The sequence below is a fragment of the Clostridium neonatale genome (assembly GCF_001458595.1).
In the GTDB taxonomy this organism is placed as follows: domain Bacteria; phylum Bacillota; class Clostridia; order Clostridiales; family Clostridiaceae; genus Clostridium; species Clostridium neonatale.
Map to the genome: position 1 here is coordinate 898,114 of NZ_LN890328.1, position 24,177 is coordinate 922,290.

The 24,177-nt window shown below is 26.8% G+C and carries 20 protein-coding genes and 1 riboswitch; of the genes, 18 read left to right on the forward strand and 2 right to left on the reverse strand.

What is annotated here, in order from left to right:
- Positions 1 to 81 precede the first annotated feature (81 nt).
- From BN2920_RS11295 to BN2920_RS11315, 5 genes are all read left to right on the forward strand, one after another.
- Positions 82 to 3,009 (forward strand): helicase C-terminal domain-containing protein, encoded by a 2,928-nt coding sequence (locus tag BN2920_RS11295; RefSeq protein WP_058295108.1) that lies wholly within the window; start codon positions 82 to 84, stop codon positions 3,007 to 3,009.
- 351 nt (positions 3,010 to 3,360) lie between these two features.
- On the forward strand, positions 3,361 to 3,849 hold the full coding sequence (locus BN2920_RS11300) for a GNAT family N-acetyltransferase (RefSeq protein ID WP_058295109.1): 489 nt from the start codon (positions 3,361 to 3,363) through the stop codon (positions 3,847 to 3,849).
- 230 nt (positions 3,850 to 4,079) lie between these two features.
- Positions 4,080 to 5,465, forward strand: coding sequence for an MATE family efflux transporter (locus tag BN2920_RS11305; RefSeq protein ID WP_058295110.1), 1,386 nt, complete (start codon positions 4,080 to 4,082; stop codon positions 5,463 to 5,465).
- A gap of 166 nt (positions 5,466 to 5,631) precedes the next feature.
- A riboswitch (purine riboswitch) is annotated at positions 5,632 to 5,731 on the forward strand.
- 126 nt (positions 5,732 to 5,857) lie between these two features.
- Positions 5,858 to 7,180 (forward strand): uracil-xanthine permease family protein, encoded by a 1,323-nt coding sequence (locus BN2920_RS11310; RefSeq protein WP_097919292.1) that lies wholly within the window; start codon positions 5,858 to 5,860, stop codon positions 7,178 to 7,180.
- Positions 7,181 to 7,210: 30 nt separating this feature from the next.
- The gene (locus BN2920_RS11315; protein ID WP_058295112.1) at positions 7,211 to 7,780 is read left to right on the forward strand and encodes a xanthine phosphoribosyltransferase; all 570 of its coding nucleotides are present in this window, start codon (positions 7,211 to 7,213) and stop codon (positions 7,778 to 7,780) included.
- A gap of 155 nt (positions 7,781 to 7,935) precedes the next feature.
- On the opposite strand, the gene BN2920_RS22390 is transcribed toward BN2920_RS11315, so the two are convergent.
- Complete coding sequence (locus BN2920_RS22390; protein ID WP_058295113.1) at positions 7,936 to 10,140, reverse strand: N-acetylmuramoyl-L-alanine amidase; 2,205 nt, start codon at positions 10,138 to 10,140, stop codon at positions 7,936 to 7,938.
- A gap of 172 nt (positions 10,141 to 10,312) precedes the next feature.
- Between BN2920_RS22390 and BN2920_RS11325 the strand changes: the two genes are divergently transcribed.
- From BN2920_RS11325 to BN2920_RS11380, 12 genes are all read left to right on the forward strand, one after another.
- Positions 10,313 to 10,531: a hypothetical protein gene (locus BN2920_RS11325; RefSeq protein ID WP_058295114.1), complete on the forward strand. Its 219-nt coding sequence runs from the start codon at positions 10,313 to 10,315 to the stop codon at positions 10,529 to 10,531.
- Positions 10,532 to 10,902: 371 nt separating this feature from the next.
- Positions 10,903 to 12,588, forward strand: a complete 1,686-nt coding sequence (locus BN2920_RS11330) for a carbon starvation CstA family protein (protein ID WP_058295115.1) — start codon at positions 10,903 to 10,905, stop codon at positions 12,586 to 12,588.
- Between the two features lie 403 nt (positions 12,589 to 12,991).
- Positions 12,992 to 13,804 (forward strand): glycerophosphodiester phosphodiesterase, encoded by an 813-nt coding sequence (locus BN2920_RS11335; RefSeq protein WP_058295116.1) that lies wholly within the window; start codon positions 12,992 to 12,994, stop codon positions 13,802 to 13,804.
- Between the two features lie 208 nt (positions 13,805 to 14,012).
- Positions 14,013 to 14,468: a GyrI-like domain-containing protein gene (locus BN2920_RS11340; RefSeq protein ID WP_058295117.1), complete on the forward strand. Its 456-nt coding sequence runs from the start codon at positions 14,013 to 14,015 to the stop codon at positions 14,466 to 14,468.
- A 435-nt stretch (positions 14,469 to 14,903) separates the two neighbouring features.
- The gene (locus BN2920_RS11345) at positions 14,904 to 15,566 is read left to right on the forward strand and encodes a GNAT family N-acetyltransferase (protein ID WP_058295118.1); all 663 of its coding nucleotides are present in this window, start codon (positions 14,904 to 14,906) and stop codon (positions 15,564 to 15,566) included.
- 422 nt (positions 15,567 to 15,988) lie between these two features.
- Positions 15,989 to 16,786: a MerR family transcriptional regulator gene (locus tag BN2920_RS11350; protein ID WP_058295119.1), complete on the forward strand. Its 798-nt coding sequence runs from the start codon at positions 15,989 to 15,991 to the stop codon at positions 16,784 to 16,786.
- A 175-nt stretch (positions 16,787 to 16,961) separates the two neighbouring features.
- On the forward strand, positions 16,962 to 17,585 hold the full coding sequence (locus BN2920_RS11355) for a GyrI-like domain-containing protein (RefSeq protein WP_058295120.1): 624 nt from the start codon (positions 16,962 to 16,964) through the stop codon (positions 17,583 to 17,585).
- A gap of 184 nt (positions 17,586 to 17,769) precedes the next feature.
- A complete protein-coding gene (locus BN2920_RS11360; RefSeq protein ID WP_058295121.1) occupies positions 17,770 to 18,531 on the forward strand; it encodes a YdcF family protein in 762 nt (253 codons plus the stop codon).
- A gap of 346 nt (positions 18,532 to 18,877) precedes the next feature.
- Positions 18,878 to 19,060: a hypothetical protein gene (locus BN2920_RS11365; protein WP_058295122.1), complete on the forward strand. Its 183-nt coding sequence runs from the start codon at positions 18,878 to 18,880 to the stop codon at positions 19,058 to 19,060.
- Between the two features lie 640 nt (positions 19,061 to 19,700).
- Complete coding sequence (locus BN2920_RS11370; RefSeq protein WP_058295123.1) at positions 19,701 to 20,213, forward strand: QueT transporter family protein; 513 nt, start codon at positions 19,701 to 19,703, stop codon at positions 20,211 to 20,213.
- Positions 20,214 to 20,547: 334 nt separating this feature from the next.
- Positions 20,548 to 21,156, forward strand: a complete 609-nt coding sequence (locus BN2920_RS11375; protein ID WP_058295124.1) for an NUDIX hydrolase — start codon at positions 20,548 to 20,550, stop codon at positions 21,154 to 21,156.
- A gap of 177 nt (positions 21,157 to 21,333) precedes the next feature.
- Positions 21,334 to 21,981, forward strand: a complete 648-nt coding sequence (locus BN2920_RS11380) for an HAD family hydrolase (RefSeq protein WP_058295125.1) — start codon at positions 21,334 to 21,336, stop codon at positions 21,979 to 21,981.
- Positions 21,982 to 22,228: 247 nt separating this feature from the next.
- On the opposite strand, the gene BN2920_RS11385 is transcribed toward BN2920_RS11380, so the two are convergent.
- Positions 22,229 to 22,621, reverse strand: coding sequence for a YmaF family protein (locus tag BN2920_RS11385; RefSeq protein WP_058295126.1), 393 nt, complete (start codon positions 22,619 to 22,621; stop codon positions 22,229 to 22,231).
- 156 nt (positions 22,622 to 22,777) lie between these two features.
- On the opposite strand from BN2920_RS11385, the gene hisC reads away from it, so the two are divergent.
- Positions 22,778 to 23,848, forward strand: coding sequence for a histidinol-phosphate transaminase (hisC, locus tag BN2920_RS11390; protein WP_058295127.1), 1,071 nt, complete (start codon positions 22,778 to 22,780; stop codon positions 23,846 to 23,848).
- The last annotated feature ends 329 nt before the right edge of the window (positions 23,849 to 24,177 follow it).

The window sequence follows — 24,177 nt, forward strand, 5'->3', positions numbered from 1 at the left end:
ATACGAATGAAAACTAATATATAAATTTTTATTGGATTATTTATACTGCAAAAATAGATTGTTTAAAATTTAGGAGTAATTATGCCAAATACATTAAATAGCATTTTGGATAATGTAATATATTTAGATATAGAGACTACTGGACTAGATGAAAATACGTCTGAAATAATAGAAATTGGTGCTGTAAAAATCAAAAATAATGAACTGAGTACATATACAACACTAATAAGACCAAGAGGAAGGGTTCCTGCTGAGATTTATAAGTTATGCAGCGGATTAAATGAAGCTGAACTTTATAGTGCGAGAACTTTAAATACAATAATACCTGAGCTTATAGAATTTTTAGAAGATTTACCTCTTATTTGTCACAATGGAAGTTTTGAGAGACGTTTTTTTAAGACACATATAAAAGAAGTAGAAAATGAAATTATGGATAGTATGGAGCTTTGTGCAATACTTGAACCAGATCGAAGAGAATATAATTTGGAATCTATTATAGGAGATGTAACTATAATGGAAAAAAATGAAGCTCATAGAGGACTAGACGATTCGATAGACACTTTAAAAGTTGTAAATTCGCTTTTATGCAGATTATTCGATAGAGAAGAAAAAAGCCCAAAGAAGAAGTCATTATATGAACAAGTAACTAAAAATTATGAGCATCTGAAGGAGTGGTGTTGGACTAAATATCTTTTAAGACCAGCTTTTTTTAATTTTGGAGATTATGAATATGTAAATTATGAAGATAAAGTTAAAAATAATATTATATTAAAGGATATAAATATTGATTATAAAAAGTATGAAGATTTATTTGAAAATGAGGAAATATGGAATAATGGCGGAGATTTTGGATATCAGTATAGAAAAGATCAAAAGGAATTTGCAAAAAAGATAAGAGAAACCATTGAAAGAGAAGAACGGATTTTTATCGAAGCACCAACAGGCAGTGGAAAAACATTTGCATATGTTACAATAGCAGCTCTTGAAGCTTATATGAATAAACAGAAGAATAAAAAAGATTATTCAAGCTATATAATATCAACAAATACAAAGGAACTTCAAAATCAGCTTATAGAAAAAGATATTCCAACAATTTTAAAAAAATTAAAATTAGATGATAAATTAAAGTATGGAGCTATAAAAGGTAAAAGTAATTATGTATGTATGGAAAGATTAAATAAATGTGAAGAACTTGAGTTTGATAAAGAAGGAAACTTGGCATTATTGTTTTTAAGAAGATTAGCCGAAGAAGGCAATGCTGGAGACATTGAAAATATAAATTATGTTATATACAAACATTTTAAGCTTGATACTTATGTTAATAGGATAAACTGTGATAATGATAATTGTAATTTGGAGAAATGTAAGAAAGCCTGCTATTTAAGAAAAAGATATAATGAACTGCCAGATGAAAACTTAACGGTTATAAATCACTCACTCTTAGCATGTTGGCCTTATGGAGAAAAAAAGAAAATAAATCATATTATTTTAGATGAGGGACATAATCTTATGGAAAAATGTTATGATTTCTTTAGCGAAGAATTTAATTCAGAAGAATTTTTAGATCTTCTTGAAACAATAGAAAAAGGGCACAATAATATTTTATACTTACTTTTAAATTTAAATGCTTCATTTGGGCATAGGGAAACAATAGACAGAGATAAGATGCGTTACATTGTAAATGACATAATTGTAAATACTCAAATAGTAATGAATGATTTAAGGTGTATGAGATTATGTGATACAGAGTATAATTTTACAACTGAATTTTTTCTACCACGTGAAGATTTGAAATATATTACAAAGCCATTAGGACAGGAACTATCAGATTTGAAATATAGCATTTATCCTTTATTTAAGCTTTTAAGTGGTTATGTAGAAAACATTGTTGGAGATGAGGATGTATCTTCAGATAATGATTATAAAAGCATTACAGAATTTATTTCTAAGATAAAAAATGCCTTTGATATATTGGATAAGTTTTTAGAAAAATCTAAATTTTATGCCAAAGTTCTGGAAGTGGAAAGTGAATACAAATACTTTAAATGTACAAATGTCCCTTTAAATGTTGGAGAACTTGTAAATGAGCACATGTTAAAGGATGTAAAAAGTACTACATTTTTGTCTGCAACACTTAGGATAGATAATGGTTTTATGCAGATGAAAAAGCATTTAGGTCAGGAAAAAGCAAATGAATTCGTTATTCCTTCAACATTTAAATTAAAAAATCAAACGAAAATTTTTGCACTTAATGATGTGGGAAGGTATGATGATGCTAAATATGTAAAAAATATTTCTAAGTTTATATTTGAAACAGCTAAAAAAATAAATGGGCATATACTTGTACTTTTTAATAATAATGCAAGACGAGAAAAGGTTAATGAAGAACTTGAAATGCTTACAAGAGGAAGTAAAATTGAAATTCATATGAATAAAAAATCCATAAATGCTTTAAAAGATAAAGATAGGACAGTAGTTATTTTGGGCAGCAAAGGATTCTTTGAAGGAATTGATGTACCAGGAGATGGATTAAACTGCGTTATGCTTGATAAACTGCCAAATTATAGTCCTGATTATCCAATACTTAGAGCAATTAGAGAATATCAAAACAAACAGTATAGAGATGTGAATTATCCTCAGGTATGTATTAAAGTTAAACAGATATATGGAAGGTTAATACGTAGTATATATGATTATGGGTATTTTATTATTTTAGATCCTGGACAAAATGATTTTACTCTAAGAAATCTTGAAAGGGACTTAGGAGGTCCGAGAATAGAATGTATATCATCAGTAAATCTGCTGAATGAAATGGAATTTGATTATAAAAATTGGAAAAGGAAAAATCTAAACTCTATAATAATGAATATGAGAAAAGAAAAAAGAAATATTCAGCAAGAATTTAATGATGAGTCTAAGAAACATAAGCTATTTTGGGAACTTGAAAAGATTCAAGATAATAAGTATTATTTTAAAAATATAAATTTTAATATTAATGGAAGGTTATAAATAATGAAGAAAAGCTATATTCATAATCTAAATAATCAATTAGATATATTAAGATTATTTATCAAAAATTCTTATTATAAAAAATATTTAGATGATGATTATTGATTAAAAGTTAATAGTTATATATAATTTCAATAGGTTTATAAAATGGTTAAGATCACTTGAGATATAATTCTTGAGTGATTTTAATCTTTATACAAAAATATCTATATATTGTAAAAACATAAATATAAAAATAATAAGTTTTTGACTTTATTTCCTTGATATTTATGAAGTGAAAATATATTAATATAAGTATGAAAAACAAAATAATAAAAAATGTGAGCAATTAAAAGAATGGGGGAAAAATGAATGAATTTAGTTATAAGACAAGCATCTATAAATGACTTAGAAAGAATAAGCCAAATAGAAAAAATATGTTTTCCAAATGCTGAAGCGGCAACTAAAAGGTCTCTTGAAGAAAGAATTAAAGCATTTAAAGAAAGTTTTTTTGTGGGTGAAATAAATGGTGAAGTCATTGGATTTATAAATGGAGCTGTAATTGATTCTAAGACAATTTTTGATGAACTTTATGAAAATATAAATCGTCATAATCAAAATGGAAAGTATCAAAGTGTTTTTGGATTAGATGTTATTCCTGAGTTTAGAAATCGAGGCATTGCAGAAAGTCTTATGAATCATATGATAAATTCAGCTAAGAAATATAATAGAGAAGGAGTTGTTCTTACTTGTAAAGATAAACTTATACATTATTATGAAAAGTTTGGATTTAATAATATGGGAATTTCAGAGTCTGTTCATGGAAATGTTATTTGGTATGATATGTTTTTAGAGTTCTAAGCACATAAAAGTAATAACAAAATAGAATTTATTTAAAGTATATATAGATATAATAGCTGATAACAATTATTTTAATTATGTAAATATATAATGTTTAATTAGCAATTAATGTATTGAAAGTATGAATACAATTAACAATGATAAAAGTTAATAGAATTTTAATATATGGTTAACAAGTTATATAATATAATTATAATTGCAATTATAATTATATTATGGAGGAGAAACAAATGACAGAAAATAATTCAAGTGACAGAAATGATTTAGGAAGTGGATCTATTGGTAAACTTTTATTTAAACTGGCACTTCCAGCAATAATAGCACAGCTTGTAAATGTACTATACAATATAATAGATAGAGTCTTTATCGGAAGGCTTGAAAATGGTGATATGGCTATGGCTGGTGTTGGAGTCGCCTTTCCTATAATTACATTAATTTCTGCTTTTAGTGCTCTTATTGGTATGGGTGGTGCACCTATTGCAGCGATAAAAATGGGAAAACAGGACAAGGACGGAGCTGAAAAAATACTTAGCAACAGTTTTTCTTCAATAATCATTATATCAGTAATATTAACAATAGTATTTACTGTATTTAAAGAGCAAATGCTTTGGGCTTTTGGTGCTAGCGAAGCTACTATAAATTATGCCATTGATTATTTAAAGATTTATGTTCTTGGAACAATTTGTGTTCAAATAGCAATTGGAATGAATCCTTTTATAAACACTCAAGGGTTTGCTAAAATAGGCATGTTTACTGTTATGATAGGTGCAGTTATAAATATTATTTTAGATCCTATATTTATTTTTGTCTTAGATCTTGGTGTTAAAGGAGCGGCTTTAGCGTCAGTTATAGGGCAACTAGCGTCAGCAATATGGGCACTACAATTCTTATTTGGAAAGAAGAGCATATTAAAAATAAGAAAAGAATATTTATTGCCAGATATTAAAGTTGTTAGTTCAATTGTCGCACTTGGTGTATCACCATTTATAATGCAGGCGACAGAAAGTTTAGTATTGATATCTCAAAATAATCAATTATCAAAGTATGGTGGTGATATTGCAGTAAGTTCAATGGCAATAATGAGCAGTGTAATGCAGATTATACTATTACCTTTAATGGGAATAAGCCAAGGTGCACAACCGATTTTAAGCTTTAACTATGGAGCAAATAATATTAAAAGGGTAAAAAAGACATTTAAATTATTATTAATATCATGTTTAACATATACATTTATTATGTGTACACTTGTAATGGTATGGCCACAAATATTTGTTAATATGTTTAATAATAAGCCGGAGCTTGTAGAAACAACTTCTTATTGCATGAGAATATTTTTTGCAGGAATATTTATATTTGGAGCACAAATAGCATGTCAACAAACATTTTTAGCTTTAGGCAAAGCAAAAATTTCATTATTATTAGCGCTTCTTAGAAAAGTTGTACTTCTAGTACCTTTAATATTCATTTTACCTATGATAATGGATGATAAATTTAGAGCAGTACTTCTTGCAGAACCTTTTGCTGATGTAATTGCAACAATAGCAACAGTTATATGCTTTATAGTTTTTGCTAAACGACTATTCAATGGGTTAAATAAAGTAGAAGAAAACTTCTAAGCATAAAAAGTAAATAATACTAGAATATTAGTAGTAAAAATTAATAATATCTTTGTATAAATTTTATTAATTTATCAATTAAAAAGTATTACATTACTTGTCAATATCAAAAAGCGTAAATTTATAAGAAAAAACTTTTACATATTTATTAATTCGTGATATAATTTCTACGCAATCATACAGAACTCGTATATTTTCGATTTATGGCTTGAAAAGTTTCTACCTGCTAGCCAAAATAGCAGACTATGAGGTATTATTCTATGATAAAGTAGGAATTTATCATATTTTAAACACCTTAAGATAATCTTAGGGTGTTTTTTGTTCATAATATTAAAATCCAAGTTCACGTATGATCGACTAAAAATTAGATTATGCATGGGGGAGAAGACAAAATGGAACAAAAAATACAAGAAAAAAGTGATATTGATAATGGGGGAATAGGACTTATTTATGGTATTTCGGACAAGCCGAAATTATCACTACAGATTTTACTTGGACTTCAGCATATATTTGCTGCATTTGGAGGAATAATAGTTGTACCGCTTGTAATAAGCAGTTCATTGGGATTTGATGCAAAAACATCAACAGCGCTTATGAGTGCAACAATACTTGCAGCTGGGATTGCAACATTCATACAAGCTAAAGGAATTGGACCAGTAGGATCAAGAGTTGCTTGTATAATGGGAACAGATTTCACATTCGTATCACCTGCAATATCAGTAGGTTCAATAGCTGGACTTCCAGGAATACTTGGTGCAACAATACTTGGTGCATTTATAGAAATTATTTTAAGTTTTTTTATAAAGCCATTGATGAAGTTGTTTCCACCTCTTGTAACAGGAACAGTAGTATGCTTAATAGGTTTAACACTTATTCCAGTATCAATTGACTGGGCTGCTGGTGGAAATGGTGCAGCAGACTATGGAAGCATGCTTAATATTTCAATTGCTTTATTTGTAATGATATTTACATTATTACTTAATCATTATGCAAAAGGACTAACAAGTACAGCTTCAATACTTATCGGTATGGTGTTTGGATATATTATTTGCATCCCAATTGGAATGGTTGATTTTTCAGTAGTAAAAGAAGCAAATTGGGTTTCGATTCCTAAAATATTTGAGTATGGTATAGATTTTAATTTAAAATATTTAATACCTTTTATACCAGCATATCTTGTTACAACTATTGAAACAGTAGGATGTCTTAAGGCTATATGCCAAGTTTCTGGTATTAAAGATAATGATGAAATTATTGGTCGTGGAGTACTATCAGATGGAATAGGGAGTATGATTGCAGGTGCAGTTGGTACATTCCCAAATACATCATTTAGCCAAAATATCGGTATAATTCCACTTACAAAGGTTGCAAGCAGATATGTTGCAATTATGGCAGGTATAATATTAGTTATTTTGGGCTTTTTACCTAAATTTGCAGCTCTTATAAATATAATGCCACAGCCGGTACTTGGCGGGGTTGGAATTGTTATGTTTGGAACAGTTGCAGCAGCTGGAATTCAGACATTAAGCAAAGTAAAAATTACAAATCGTAATTTACTTATAATTGCCACTTCAATCGGCCTTGGACTTGGAGTTACATTTAGACCAGAAATTTTATCAAGTTTACCAGTAGGAATAAGTATGATATTCTCATCAGGTATTTCTACTGGAACAATAACAGCACTTGTTTTAAACTTAGTTTTAAAGGAAAAATAATTTGAATTAAAATGTTTGGAGGAAAGTTTTATGGAAAGCTTACGTAAAAGAATACTAGAAGAAGGAAGAGCTCTTTCAAAAAGTGTATTAAAAGTAGATTCATTTTTAAATCATGCAGTAGATCCAAAACTTATGTATGAAATGGGTACATATTTTAAGGAATATTTTAAAGAACATAATATAACAAAAGTTTTTACAATAGAAAGTTCTGGTATAGCACCATCAGTTATGACAGCTATGCAAATGAATTTGCCTATGGTAACTTTAAAAAAACAAACTTCTAAAATACTAAATGGAGAAGTATATCAAACGACTGTTCATTCATTTACTAAAAATAGTGATTATGAGTTAACATTATCAAAAAAATACATAAATGAAGATGATAATATATTAATTATTGATGATTTTTTAGCAAATGGAGAAGCTGCACTTGGAGCAGCAAGATTAATTGAAGAAGCAGGTGCAAAAGTTTCTGGTATAGGTATTGTTATAGAAAAATCATTTCAGCCTGGAAGAAAGTTATTAGAAGATAAAGGATACGATGTATATTCCCTTGCTAGAATAGCTAGACTTGATGAAGGTATAATTGAATTTATATAGTAGCGTATACAAGTAAAGAAAATTATATAAAATAATTGAATAGGATATATTTATATAGTAGTACAATATAGTAAGTATAATATCTTTAGATGGAATTTAAAAAATAACTAGGGTAGAGGATATTTGTGTAAATGTATCCTCTACCCATTTGTTTTTTAATATAATTCAGAAACTGCATCTGCAATAGCTTCAGCTACATTTTCTTGTTCATCTTTATCAGCACATCTTTTAGCTTCTTCAATATTTGAAATAAATCCTGTTTCAATTAATATTGCGGGCATATTAGTATTTCTGCATACGAATAAATTGTTATCTTTTGCACCTCTATTATTAGTAGATACTGAGCTAGCAATGTTTTTTGACACAGAAGTAGCTAAATTCTTGCTGTTTAATACTCTATCATAATTATAGTTTCCTCCAAATTCATCATCTTGACGCGTAGAACTATAATATACTTCAACACCTTTTATGTCAGATTCATAATCAGCTGTAGTATTATGATGTATACTTATAAATAAATCAGCGCCAGCATTGTTAGCAATGTTAACCCTATTTGCTAAACTAGAAGTAACACTAACACTACTATCATCACCATCTTCTCTTGTCATGATTGTAGTATATCCTTTTTCTTCTAAATTATCTTTGAGTTTTTTAGCAAGCTCTAAATTAAGATCAGTTTCTGAATATGTAATTCCATTAAAAGTTCTTTCACTGCCTTTGTCACCGTTATTATAATGTCCAGCATCAATCACTATTATTACTTCATCATTATTTTTTTTAGAATAGCTTGATATGTTACTTTTATCATCAGAATTTTTTGTTGTACCATCTGAGAATATTTGAATATTATCTATAACTGTATCTGTTAAAAGTTTTCCAGTTGAAGGATCTAAATAATAAGAATCTTCGTTAAAGTTAAGCCATCCTGTTTGCATATCACCACTATTATTTAAGTAATACCACGAATCATTTAAGTTAATCCATCCTTTCGCCATGGCACCTGTATTATATAAATAGTACCGCTTACTATTAGAATCCTTTAACCAGCCGGTTGCAATACTTCCATCAGAATTAAAGAAATACCAGTTATTGTTATCTTTAATCCATCCTGTAATCATTTTACCGCTTTTATCAAATCCATATATTTTGGAATTTATTACTTTGTATCTAGTTACCATAGTTCCATCACCCTGGAGATAGTACCATATATTATTATCTTTAATCCATCCTGTTTTTAATACTCCATTTGATGAAATGTGATAAAAGTTTCCATTGAAGTCTTTCCATCCAGTTCCAGTGACCATAGTTCCAGAACTATCAAAGTAATAGAGATTAGTGCCATCATATAATGGACCAGTAGTCATTTCACCAGAAGTCTTGAAATAATACCATTTATCATTGATTTTTTCCCAACCTTTAATCATTTCATGAGATTCACTGAAATAATACCATCTTCCATAATCATTTAACCATCCAGTTAAAGCAGTACCATCATCTTTCATAAAATACCATTTATCGTCTGTTTTAAGCCAGCCTATAACTTTGGTATAATCAGATCTATAATAAACAAGTGAATCATTTTCTGTTTTAAATCCAATATTTGAATCTTCATTAGGAGTAGTGTCTTCTTTATCATCTGTTATTGTTAATGGTATAACAGATGATGCGTCTAATCCTTCAGGTATACTTTCTGGCTCAGCAGGATAAGGAACAGAGTACTTATTATCATTATTATTCTCAATTTCTTCATCATTTATAGAAGCATCAGAATATTTAAGTAAATCCCTATATAGTTTATTTATTTCCTCACCATAAATATTACTTGTAGCCCAGTTACCAGTCAAGTCATTTACAGTTTTTGCTTTTCCTTTTAGTGTAATGAAATGTCTTGGATCATAAGTATCCCTTTTTGGATAACCATCTGCACCAGCATATAGTGCTAAATGATCTAAATGCGCTTGTACACCTTCATCCCAATTTTCAAATACCTGATGAGATGATGCGGAGTTATTACCTCCACCTGAAGAAATTTTAAGTCCACAAGGATTATGATAACTTTCATCTAAAATCCCACCGAAGTTACCAAATCCTGTTTCTTTAGCGGCTTGTACATAAGCAATTGCAGGATTAACATTACCGCAATCTTCAGAATACTCAAAGTATAGATCAGCCAAATCTATAAATGTTTCTGTTGCGCCTTTAGATTTAGCCCATTTTTCCGCATCATTAGCTGTTATATTTGTATCTGATATTATTAGAAGATCATTTAAGTCTTTAGCATATGTATATTGATATTGAGACATGATCAAAATTAATGAAAAAATAATTGTTAATATAATGAATTTCTTTTCAATTTTCAAAACACACATCCTCCTTTCTTAGTTAAATATTAACAAAAAGTAGTGCAAACTAAAAGAAAAAAATTAAAAAATATGTATTTTAAAACAAAAAATTGAAAATAAATTTCAAAAAACTATGGAAAGGTTTTCAGAAAGGGTGTATAATAATATAAAAGAAGGGAAGTGTTTTTTTATGAATGAAAATTGTATCAGAATATTAGAGAGAGTTGAAGAGATGCCCCTAAGAGATTTGAGAGGCATAGTTTGTAAAGGTCCAATTGGGTTTAAGGATTTTGAAATCACAAAACAAGAATTTAATGATGCTGTTTTATATATACAAAATAATAATTTAATTAAATTACATGCAATAAAGGAAGATGACTTAATTATTATGGCATATGGAGTAATGTAATAATTAAATTATTGAGTAAACTTATGTTGTGTTGGATTATATTTATTAAAATATTGCTGGCATGTGTATAATGATATGTTCCTATTATGGTAGATAGATAAAATCAGCTGTCATAAAGGAAGCATATTATTTTACATATGTCAGTTTTTTATGCAAATTTATATACTTATAGATAGAAATTTATAATGCTTACTTTAGTCTTAAATATTGTTGTATTTTATATAAGCCTATAAAAAAATAGCAATATAGTGTTAAATAGATATGCAATTAATTAATAATTTGACAAACTATCAAAAAAGTAATAATATTATTAATGATTTTAAAAAAGAGAAATTATTCTTTTATTTATTAATTTAAGGGAGATGTTAAAAATGAATGGATTGTCTATAGTAGGTATATCTATAGTAGTATTAGTAATTGCTTATGTTACTTATGGAAGATACCTTGCTAAAACTTGGGGAATCGATCCAAATGCTAAAACACCTGCATATACTAAGGAAGATGGGGAAGATTATATTCCAACACCAAAAGCAGTTGTTTTCTCACACCAATTTTCATCAATTGCAGGAGCAGGCCCTGTAACAGGACCAATTATTGCAGCAATGTTTGGATGGGTACCAGTATTACTATGGGTACTTATTGGCGGTGTATTTTTTGGTGCAGTACATGATTTCGGATCATTGTATGCATCAGTTAAAAATGAAGGTAAGTCTATCGGTGGACTTATAGAGCAGTATATAGGAAAAACAGGAAGAAAGTTCTTTTTCTTATTTGCTTGGATATTTACATTATTAGTTATTGCAGCTTTTTCAGACATAGTTGCTAATACTTTTAATGGATTTGCAAAGGATGGTTCATTAGTCACACCTAATGCAGCAGCAGCATCTATATCAATGTTATATATTGTTGTAGCTATGATATTTGGATTATTTATAAAATATAAAAAACCAAGCCAGATACTTCAGTTTATTATAGGAATTATTCTTTTTGTAGGAATGTTATTTGTGGGAATTAAATTTCCATTATACTTTGGAAAGTCAACTTGGCTTGTTGTAACTTTTATATATCTTTTTTTGGCATCAATAACACCAATGTGGCTTTTAATGCAGCCTAGAGATTATTTAAGTACATTTTTACTTATTGGAATGATAGTTGGTGCAGTACTTGGAGTTGTTGTTGCAAATCCAGCTATGAATTTACCTGCATTTACTGGTTTTGAGGTTAATGGTAAGTATTTATTTCCAACATTATTTGTAACAATAGCATGTGGTGCTGTTTCAGGTTTTCATAGTTTAGTGTCATCAGAAACTTCATCAAAACAAGTTAAGAATGAAAAGGACATGCTTTTCATAGGATATGGAGCTATGCTTATTGAATCATTACTTGGTGTTGTTGCACTTGTTGTTGTTGGATATGCAGCAAAAGGTGGACAAATGCCAGAAGGAACACCATTTTCAATATTTGCTGGAAATGTAGCGGGGTTTTTGGGTCTTCTCGGAATTCCTGAACATGTAGCGTCTTGTATCATGACAATGTGCGTATCAGCATTAGCACTTACATCACTTGACTCAGTTGCACGTATTGGACGTATGTCGCTTCAAGAGTTATTTAGTGATGATAGTAAAGAAGTAAGTGGAATTGCAAAATTAATGACTAATAAGTACTTTGCAACAATACTTACATTAGCACTTGGTCTTATACTTTCACTTGGTGGCTATAATAATGTTTGGCCTCTATTTGGAGCAGCAAACCAATTATTATCAGCATTAGTTTTAATTTCACTTGCAGTATTTTTAAAAACAACAAAAAGAAAAGGATTTATGCTCTGGGCACCAATGGGAATAATGCTTGCAGTTACTTTTACAGCATTAGTACAATCTATTCTTGGTATTGCAAAAAAAATAGGGGCTGGAGAATTTGTATTCCTTACTGATGGATTACAATTAATATTTGCAATATTATTAATTTGTCTTGGATTTATGGTTGCAGTTTCATGTTTCAAGAAACTTTTTGGAAAAGGTGAAAAAGAAACTGGTAGTGCTTCAGCAATAGTGTAATGAGTTTATTGTGTTGTAGAACAAAATTAAATTATATAAATACTATTTTAAAATAAACTATAGAAGTTGGCAAAAAATGGATGATATTTATTTTTTACCAGCTTCTTATTATGTTATGTGAAATTTAGAATTGCTTAATAAAATAGGTGAAAAAGTAAATTAATATATTTATATATTTATAAAATATATAAACTATTAAAAAGTTATTATTTTTAAGACAACTAAATTATATATTTAATCATAATTTTATAAATATAATCTATTAATTACAGCTTGGCTTGGTGGACATATAATTATCTTCTTATATTTTAAATAGTATGAAAATTAATCTATAAAAAATATAATTATGTAAATAATATTATTTATAATATGAAAATAAGAGAAGAAAATTAGGAGAAGCCTAATGAACAAATTATTTTATAGATTAACAATAATTACAATTACTATAGCGCTAGCATTTATGAATTTTAATATATTGACAAGTGAAGCAACTATAAAGAATGAAGAATGTAGAGTTAAATTTATAGCACACAGAGGCTTAAGTTCATGTGCACCGGAAAATACTCTACCAGCATATGTTCTAGCAGGTAAACATAATTTTTATGCATGTGAATGTGATATTCAGGAAACAAAGGATAACGAATTTATTATTATGCATGACGATACTATAGACAGAATGACAGATGGAAGTGGTAGAGTAAGTGATTTTACATTAAAAGAATTGAGAAAGTTCAACATAGATGCGGGAAATAATGTTGAAAAATATAAAAAAATTAAAATTCCAACTTTACAAGAATATTTATATGTATGCAATAAGGAACAAATAAAATCAGTAATAGAAATAAAAAGCTTATCAAAAAGAAACATAAAAAAGTTTTTAAATATTATTAATGAATTTAATGCCGAAGAGAATGTAATAATAATAAGTTTTAATAAACAAATATTAGAAAATATAAGGCATAAAAATTCTAATATAAATATTCAATGGCTTGCTGATTTAAATAAAGAGAATATTGATTTTTGCTCTGAAAATCACATGAATATAGATTCTGATAAAGGAACTGTAACAAAGGAATGTATTGTATATGCACATGATAAAGGAGTTTTAGTGAATGTATGGACAGTTGATGAATCTGAAATGATAAGTACATTAATAAATTATGGTGTAGATTTTATAAGTACAAATAGAACTAATGGTTTTATAGGAAATTCATAAAACAAATAATGAAAGTAAAATAGAGCAATGTATTTAATTATAGTATATGTATTAAATAAATGTTGTTAGAAAATATGAATTAGAAAAGTATATATTATTACAGCTGATTTAATATCATTTTAAGCGAATTTTATAATAAATATGACATAATGCTGTCAGTTTATAAATGATATATTTAACTTATCAATCATGAAAAGAGGGATAAGTTATGAATTATGAAATTGTAAATTTAAAAGAAAAGAAAGTAGCAGGATTAAATATTAGGACTAATAATAATGATCCTAATATGAACAAGAGTATTGGAGAACTTTGGAATAAATTTTTTAAAGAAGGAATCTTTACAGCAATTGAAAATAAAATTAATGACAAAACTATAGGATTGTATTCTGATTATGAAAGTGATTATAATGGAGATTATGATATGAGTGTAGGCTGTGAAATAAGTAATGACGAAAAGATTCCGACTGGTACAATATTAAAAATAATACCTGCTGGAAATTATGCTAAGTTTGTTGTAAAAGGACAAATGCAAAAGGCAGTATATGAATTTTGGCAAAAACTTTGGCAGATGAATTTGGAAAGAGCTTATACATGTGATTTTGAGGAATACATAAATACAGATATTGATAATGCTGAAATTCATATTTATATTTCATTAAAATAATATTATGTTTTAATGGATTACAAATAAGTTTTTAATTATTAGTATTAACGTATTAAAATAGCAACATTGTATTTACAACAGAATATTATTGAGATTAATACGATACTATAAAATTATAATTATTATAGGGAGCTCACATGGATTAAAGAGTTATCAATGTTAAAATATAGGTTATAGTAAAATTTAATAAGAATTATATTTCTATATATTCATGAGAGATTATTATAAAAATTCATAATTTCTCATTTTTTTATATTTTAATAAAAATAAGAAAAATATATTATATTAAATAATCTAAAAATATTTTTAATATGTGAATTTTAATTATGATATAATTATTTTTAGGTATATGAAGTTTGTTTAAGATACTAGATGAAGTAAATAAATATAAAAATTCTCTTAGTTATTGTATGTTAGCAAGAGTGGAGGAGATTTATGGTAGATATAGAAAATATAAATTTACGTTTAGAAGAGCCAAAAGATTATAAAGAAGTTGAAAATTTAACAAGAGAAGCTTTTTGGAATGTTTATATCCCAGGATGTGATGAACATTATATAATTCATATTATGAGAAAGTCAGATGCTTTTATAAAAGAGTTAGATATAGTAGCAGAGCTTGGAGATAAAATTGTAGGTAATATTGTTTACAGTAAGGTAAAAATATTATGTGATGATAAGACTTCATATAATGACGTTATTTGTTTTGGACCAATTTCTGTTTTGCCAGAATTTCAAAATAGAGGGGTTGGAGGAAGGCTCATTGAACATAGTAAGGAAGTTGCAAGAAAGCTTGGATATCGTGGAATATTAATTTATGGTGATCCAGACTATTATAAGAGATATGGTTTTGTTCCAGCTGAAAATTATGAAATAGGAACTCCAGATGATATGTATTCTGCACCATTACAGGCTTTTGAACTTTACAATGGAGCTTTAAAAAACTGCAAGGGGAGATTCTTTGAGGATGGAATTTTTGAAGTTGACAGAGAAAAAGCAGATGAATTTGAAAAAGGTTTTCCTAAAAAAGAAAAGAATTCAGATCTGCCAAGCCAAAAAAGATTTATAGAATTAATAAATATGAGAAAGCCAAGAAAATAATTAATTCTAAAATTATAGAAAATTTATGATAATCTTTCACTTTTATTGTTTTGTTTAGAAATATTTAGAAGTTATACAAATTCCTAAAAATGCAGAAATTTATATAAACTAAGAAAAGTTTAATAAATTTTTAAATTTAAATAAATACTAAAAAACGAGAAATTATGAAATTTAAGTAATTTCTCGTTTTTTATAATTTTTTATTATTTCCAAATTCACTTCTTACAACATATAAATTAAGCATATTGTTATAATTAAACTAATATTAAAATTTATTAAATATATTTATTAATATAAAATCATCCTATTATATGTGATAATTTAATCATAAGAAAATTAAAATATAGTTGACTTTAACGTAACGTCAAACAGTATACTTTAATCAAGCTAGCGGATAGATATAAATTGAAAGGAGTATTTAAATGTTATCTATAGGGGAATTCTCAAAAATATGTCATGTGACAACAAGGACTTTAAGACATTATGATGATATTGATTTAATAAAACCAGTGAAAATAAATGGAGAAAATAATTATAGGTTTTATGAAGTAAGCCAGGTAAGAATAATGCTTTTAATAAACAGATTAAAAAATTATAACTTTTCACTTGATGAAATAAAAGAAATACTTGTAAGAAATGATTTAGAATATACAAAAAATAAAATTAAAGAAAAAAGAGAAGAAATAAAAGAAATACTTAATAAATATAAAAATATTGAAAAATCAATAAAAGTAGATTTATTAAATTTAGAGAAGGGATATGATATTATGTCATTTATTGAAAATATAGAAGTTAAAATTATTAATGCAGAGGATATGAACATTTTAAGCAGCAGGCAAATTATGAAAGTAGATGAGTATGGAAAATATATTGGAAAGTTATTTGAGATAGTAGCAAAAAATAAATTAACTGTAGCTGGAGCACCAATGTCTATATATTATGATGGTGAATTTAATCCGGAAGAAAATGATACAGAAGTAGCACTTCCAGTTAAAGAATCAAATGAGTTTACAAAGGTTCTTAAAGGAGGGATATATGCAATGACCGTAGTAAAAGGACCATACTCAGAAAAGCTTCCAGAAGGTTATGGAAAAATGGTTGAATATATTGAAAACAGTGAATATGAAATATGGGGACATCCTTATGAAAAATATATTAAGGGACCTATGGACGGGGAAGAAATAATAACAGAAATTTATTTTCCTATTAAGAAGAAATAATTAAATGTACGGATAAATTTTAAATCCTTATCGACATTATGATAATATTACATTTTTATTATAGAAAAATATTTTAAAGAAAGGTTGGTAAGGATTTTAAATCTAAATTAATGATTTTTTGGTAATACATATTAAAAACAGGATTATTTAAATGGAAATATTGAGAGGTAAGTTTATGAAACATGAATATAGAAAACATGAAAAAGGGTTATATCTACCTAAAACTAAGCCAGAGTTAATTACTGTGCCTAAACAGAAATTTATAATGATAGATGGAAAAGGCGATCCTAATAGCAATAGCTTTGCAGAAAAGGTTGGTGCATTGTATCCTATAGCCTATGCAATAAAGAATTTTCATAAGACTAATCACATTCCAAATGGGTATTTTGATTATACAGTTTATCCTTTAGAAGGAGTATGGAATTTAAGCGATAAAGGTAAAGAAAGTAATAAATTAATCAAAAAAGAATTGATTTATACAATAATGATAAGACAACCAGATTTTATTACAGAAGAAATATTTAATTTAGCTCTAGAGAATGTAAAAAATAAAAAAGATAATAGATTATTTGATGAAGTAAGATTTGAAATTATGGAAGATGGCTTAGCTGTTCAAATTATGCATATAGGGTCATATGATGATGAACCACAAAGCTTTAATGAAATGAAAGAATTTATAAAATATAACAATTTAAAAATTTCAGATTTAAGACATAGAGAAATATACATTTCTGATGCCCGTAAAGTGGATAAGGAAAAATTAAGTACTGTATTAAGATATAAAGTATTAAAAATATAATAATGTATTGAGTTTTATAAGAATTATTTTTTATGTTTAGACAAATAAGATTATTAATAAATAATTTATATTCCCAGTTTTAAGTTTTAGATTGAATACTATAATAAAAATATATAGATTTGCAGTTATGGATATTATGGTAAAATATATTAGGATATAAATTATTGAAGAATGGGGAATAGCGGTGAAATATTACATAGACATAATTTTAGGAATTTTACTTCTTATTTATATATTACTAATAAACTTAATAAGCACTTCAAAGGTAGCATTTACTTTGCCAATAGTTATTTTAGGAATAATGCTTATAATATATCATTTTATAAAAAACAAATTACGCCAGTTTGCATATTATGGAAACGTTAAAAAAGTATTAATTAAGCTTGTAGCTGTTGGGTGTATAATTTATGCTTTTATTGAATGTAGTATAATTGCTTATCCTAAGCATTCAACTGAAAGCTCAGAATATATTATCGTCCTTGGTGGTGCACTTTCTAAGGGTAAGACACCCAGTATAATACTCCAAGGGAGACTAGATCCTGCAATAAAATGTGTAAATGAAAATAATAAAGATGCATATATAATTGTTTCTGGAGGACAAGGTGCTGATGAGAAAGTATCTGAAGCAGAAGCTATGGAGAAATATTTAATAGAACATGGAATATCAAAAGAAAAGATAATATTCGAAGATAAATCTAGAAATACAAATGAAAATTTTCAATATTCTAAAGAAAAAATAGAAGAGCATAGTAATAAAAAAATTGATAAAGTTAAAGTAAAAATAGTTACGACAGATTTTCATGCACTAAGAAGCAGAATTATTGCTAAAAGACATGGATATTCTAATGTAGATAATTATTCTAGTGCTACTAAGTGGTATCTTATACCTATTAGTTATGTAAGAGAAGGATTTGCTATGGTAAAAACAGTTTTATTTGATAAATAGACTTTATAATCAATTAAATGTCTATTTAGGTGTTTTGATGCAATTAAAATAATGTTTAATAAAGTAATGTTTAGATTATATAAACTCCTGAACATTCAAATTCAGGAGGTAGTATTTTTATTAAATATAAAACTATAAAAAATGTGGAATTTAAATATAGAAGCATCAAGTATGTTAATCTTATAATCGAAAAGACTTAAATTATAAAGTTAAGATAATTTATTTATATTGTTGAGGAAATTATGAATAAATTTATAGAAGATTAGATACTGAAACAATATCTGAGAACATATTTTTTAATTATTTAATATACTAACTGTAGTACTTAAATAAGGATAAGAATAATATGCCAAACAGAAATAATAAAGGGAAAAAAGTAGTTATTTCAAGAAGTAGAAAAGAAAAAAAGCCAACAATGTTATTAGAAGTAGCAAAAGATGAAATTTTAGGAGAATCCAAAGAGGGATTTGAAATTATAAAAAAGATAAGAAGATTTGGAAAGTATTATGCTCTTGTAAAAAGAAATTAATATTTAATTTATGTATTTTTAAAAAGTGGTTAATGATACTAGTTAATAAAATAAGCTACTAAAGATGATAATTATAATATAAGTTGAAATACTTATATTGTAATTATCATATATATCTGATATAATCATAAAAGAAAATTTAATAAATGTCAGTTCGAAAGCCTCCTGACTTTAAATAAAACTACGGTCAAATAATAAAAGAATTTTATATTTTTTAAAATTCTTAATTTTTGTGTGTTTATTTGTCGTAGGTAATATTAACCTACGATTTTTTTATTTTTTATTACACTATATTATTGTAAAATCTACACTTAATATATTTTTTATGGAATAATGTATGTATTAATTTTATAAAAATAAGAAAAGGAATGTATGAATAATAAAAAATAAAAATTATCAGCATATTACTTTTTTGTATATGTGTGAAGAGCAGATATCTAAAAATAATCATACTATTTTTTAAAAAATTTTTATTAATACTTAGAATTTAAACACCAAATATTAAGTACATGCAATTTTTATAAAGTTATTATCTATATAAGAATAAATAACCTTATGACTGCTTAAGAATTGACAGTAGAATTTAGGAGGAATCCATTTATTAAATTACACTTATTTTAATTTATGGAGGTATTATTTTATGGATAATAAAAAAAAGACAGTACAAAGATTAGCAAGGACAGCAATAATTGCAGCACTTTATGCTGTTATAACATTAGCATTAGCACCTATAAGTTATGGAGCAGTACAATTCAGAGTTTCAGAAATAATGGTACTTTTAGCTTTTTTTGATCCGTTTTATATTGGTGGACTTACTCTTGGATGTCTGATTGCAAACATATTAGGTCCTAATGGAATAGCTGATATTATTTTTGGTACTATTGCGACATTCATAAGTGTTTATGCAATATCACTTACAGGAAAGTATATTAAAAATAATACAAAGTCACTTGTTATTGCATCACTTTGGCCTACTATTTTTAATGGATTAATAATAGGATGGATGCTTAATTACCTTTATCAACTTCCTATTGTACTTTCAATGGGTGAAGTTGCAATTGGAGAATTTGTTGTCGTAACAATAGTAGGTGTTCCAGTAGTTAAAATGATTCAAAGTAAATATAAAAATTTATTAGTTGTAAGCCAATACTAATAAAAATAATTTTGTAGAGATATAATAATTCTGATAAAAGCTAAATAGAATTATTATATCTTTATTTTTATAAAATTATTTACGCAACTTAATAAATAATGAAATATTTGCATTAAACAATGTAACAATTAATAGAACTATTTAATTTTAAGAATAATAGTAAGAGCTGTCTAAGATGAAAATTTAATTTTTATCTTAGATATTTTTTTATTAATAATTTAAATTATTCTGGAATTGATAATAGTGTGTATTTTGTAAAAGAAATAAAAATGGTATAATTATTTTTAAGAAATTAGTTGATAATAAAGTTAATATGACATAGGGAGGATACATAATGGACAGAAATAAGGTAACTAATATTAAAACACTAAACAAAACTAGATTTTTAAGTTTTTATGAAGCAGAATATGAAAATAAAAAAGGTAATAAGAGAACATGGATGATTGCTTCACGAAAAAAGGATGAAGATTTAAAAGAAAAATTCTTTAATGGGAAAAAAGATAAAGATGATGCAGTGGTAATCGCAGCACTTCATAAACCATCAAATAAGCTTGTAATTATAAGACAATTCAGAATCCCAGTTAATGATTATGTTTATGAGCTTCCAGCAGGTCTTATTGATGATGGAGAAGAAGCAAAGAATTCGGTTGTTCGTGAATTAAAAGAAGAAACAGGTCTTACTGTTACTAATATAATGGAAAATGGAAAAGGTAGACTATATTTATCTCCAGGTATGACAGATGAATGTGTTAGTTTAGTATTTTGCGAGTGCGAAGGTGAAATAAACACTGATGGATTAGAAGATGATGAGTGCATTGAGCCAATGATTATTTCAAGAGAAGAAGCAAAAAAAATAATTTCTGAAAATAGTAATATGGATATAAAGTGCTTTCTTTTACTACAAAGTTTTGTGATTTTAGGAGAAAAGCTATTTGAAATTTAAAATGTAATTAAAGGGAATGATTATAGTTCATAGATATTTAAAAATATATTTATACTATTTTAGTTTCTTCAGATTTTCGTAAAAATGCTTATAAATTTTATGAGAAAATGGGATTCGTTGATGGTATAAGAGTATTTAGAAAACTTTATACTGAAATATAATTAAAAGGTGAAAAAAATGAAAGCTGTTATATTTGATATGGATGGGGTAATTATTGATAGTGAGCCAATACATTTTGAAGTTGATATGCAGACAATGAGAGAGTTTGGCGTAAATATTTCAAAAGATGAATTAAATAAGTATGTTGGAACTACCAATGAATATATGTTAAATGATCTTATAAATAAATATAAAATACAAAAATCCATTAAGGAAATATTAGAATACAAAATGGAATTAACAATAAGGAGAATAAAAGAAACTAAAATAAATGCAATTTCAGGAATACCTGAATTGTTAATAAGTTTAAAACACAATAATATAAAGACAGCAATAGGATCATCATCACCAAAAGAATTAATAATTACAGTTATAGAAAAGTTTCAGTTAGGAAAATATTTTGATTGTATTGTAAGCGGTGATGAAGTAAAAGAGGGCAAACCAAAGCCAGATATTTATTTAGAAGTAAGTAAAAGAATAGGTGTAAATCCAGAAGAATGCATTGTAATTGAAGATTCTAGAAATGGAGTTTTAGCTGCCAAAAACGCAGGGATGAAATGTTTCGGTTTTAGAAATGTAAATTCAGGCAATCAGGATTTATCTAAAGCGGATATTATTGTAGATTCCATAAGAAATATTGATATTGAAATTATAAAAGTATTATAATTGGATATGTGATGTATAAATAGAAAATTCGGATATGAAAGGTCTAAATTAGAAGATTTTAATATAAAACAGAACTGAGATTATAATTATTATAGTAAATATTAAAGATATTCAAAATTTCAGAATTAACTCGTATTTTATTTTTTACTGACATAAAATAGTTTCCTATGATATTAAAATCTATCATAGGAAGCTATTTTATTATTTTATAGAGTTTTCTATATAGACTATTTTAATAGCTTAAATTCTATCTTGAACATTTATCTTCATCAATATCTGAGGGATTATCGATTAATGTTGCAAAGTAGTAAGCATGATCATGATTATTCTCATCATTTTTAGTAGTTTCACCTTTAACTATATGAATGTGTTTTCCGTTAGGAAGTCTTAGAGCAGGCCCAGTTGTATCACAAATTTTATGGATATGACCATCGTAAGTGTCTACAAATGCTTCTACTTTATGAACGTGTGATCCTCTGCAAGGAATAGCAGGGCCAGTTACTCCAGCAACTCTATGATTGTGAATTTCACACTCATCATTTTCATCATAATTTGTGCTAGTTAAGAATTCATGATTATGAGTTTCATCAGAGCTAGTACAATTAAAAGATCTATTTCTTTCGTTTCTATTATTTGACATTCATTTATTCCTCCTAAGTTCATTTATACTATATATTATGTATTATATGAGATAATGTTACAGAAAAATAAAAAATTGAAAATAGAAACTATCATATGCTTTTGAATTAATGTATAATATACATTAATTAGATTACATACAATGGGGGCTTATATTATGAGTAAATTTTGGAATGAAAAAGTAAAAAACATAGAAGCATATATTCCTGGGGAACAACCTAAGGATAAAAAATACATAAAACTTAACACAAATGAAAATCCGTACCCTCCTTCAGAAAAAACAATGGAAGCAATGAGAAATGCAGTAAATGGTGATTTGAAGTTATATCCAGATCCAACATGTAGTGATCTTATAAAAAAGATTGCAGAATTTTATAATGCAGATGAAGATGAAGTTTTTATTGGAAATGGATCAGATGAGATTTTAGCATTCTCATTCATGGCATTTTTCTCAAAAGATAAAAAGATTTTATTTCCTGATATAAGTTATACATTTTACAAGGTTTATGCTGAATTATTAGATTTAAATTATGAGTTAGTAAAAGTTGATGATAATTTCAATATTCCTCTTGAAAAATTCAGAACACAAAATGGTGGAATTGTTATTCCTAATCCTAATGCACCAACAGCAAAATTTATAGATACAAATAATCTTATAAATATTGTAGAAGCAAATTCAGAAAATGTTGTAATAATAGATGAAGCTTATGTTGATTTTGGTGGGGAAAGCATGGTTAAATATACTAAAAAATATGATAATCTTTTAGTAGTTCAGACTTTTTCAAAATCACGTTCTTTAGCAGGCCTTAGAGTTGGCTTTGCAATAGGTAATAAAGATCTTATTGAGGGGCTAAATAAAATAAAAAATAGTATAAATTCTTATACAATAGATAGAATTGCTTTAGCTGGAGCTAGTGCAGCAATTGACGATAAAGAATATTTTGAAATAACTAGAAATAAAATAATTAATACAAGAATAAAGGCAATAGCTAGACTCGAAGAAATGGGATTTATAGTACTTGATTCTAAGGCTAATTTTATTTTTGCAAGGCATAAAGAAGCTAAAGGTGAGTTTCTTTATAAGGAACTAAAAGATTATGGTATACTTGTAAGATATTTTAATAAAGAAAGAATAAATAATTATTTAAGAATAACAATTGGAACAGATGAAGAGATGGAAATATTAATAAAGAAACTTGACGCTATACTAAAACAAAAGGATAATTAAATCATAACATAAATATAGGATGTAGAAAGTTTAGAGTTAAATAACCTAAATAAAGCTCTCAGATTCGGCTCGCTTGCTACAAAAATGAGACTAAGAATTTGGTACTCTATAAGTGTAGATATAGATCATAAATATATGATTTAACATCTGCACTTATTTTAATTTATAATAAAGGGAGTAATTTGGTATAACGAGCTAAGAATTGGATTTTAACATCCGTGGTTTAAACTGTTAGCCGCCCCTTATTATAAAGATTCGATTAAGCAGGTTGAAACCGTATGGCTTTCGTGTAACTAACCAAAATGAATTGTAATAAGTGTAGGTGGATT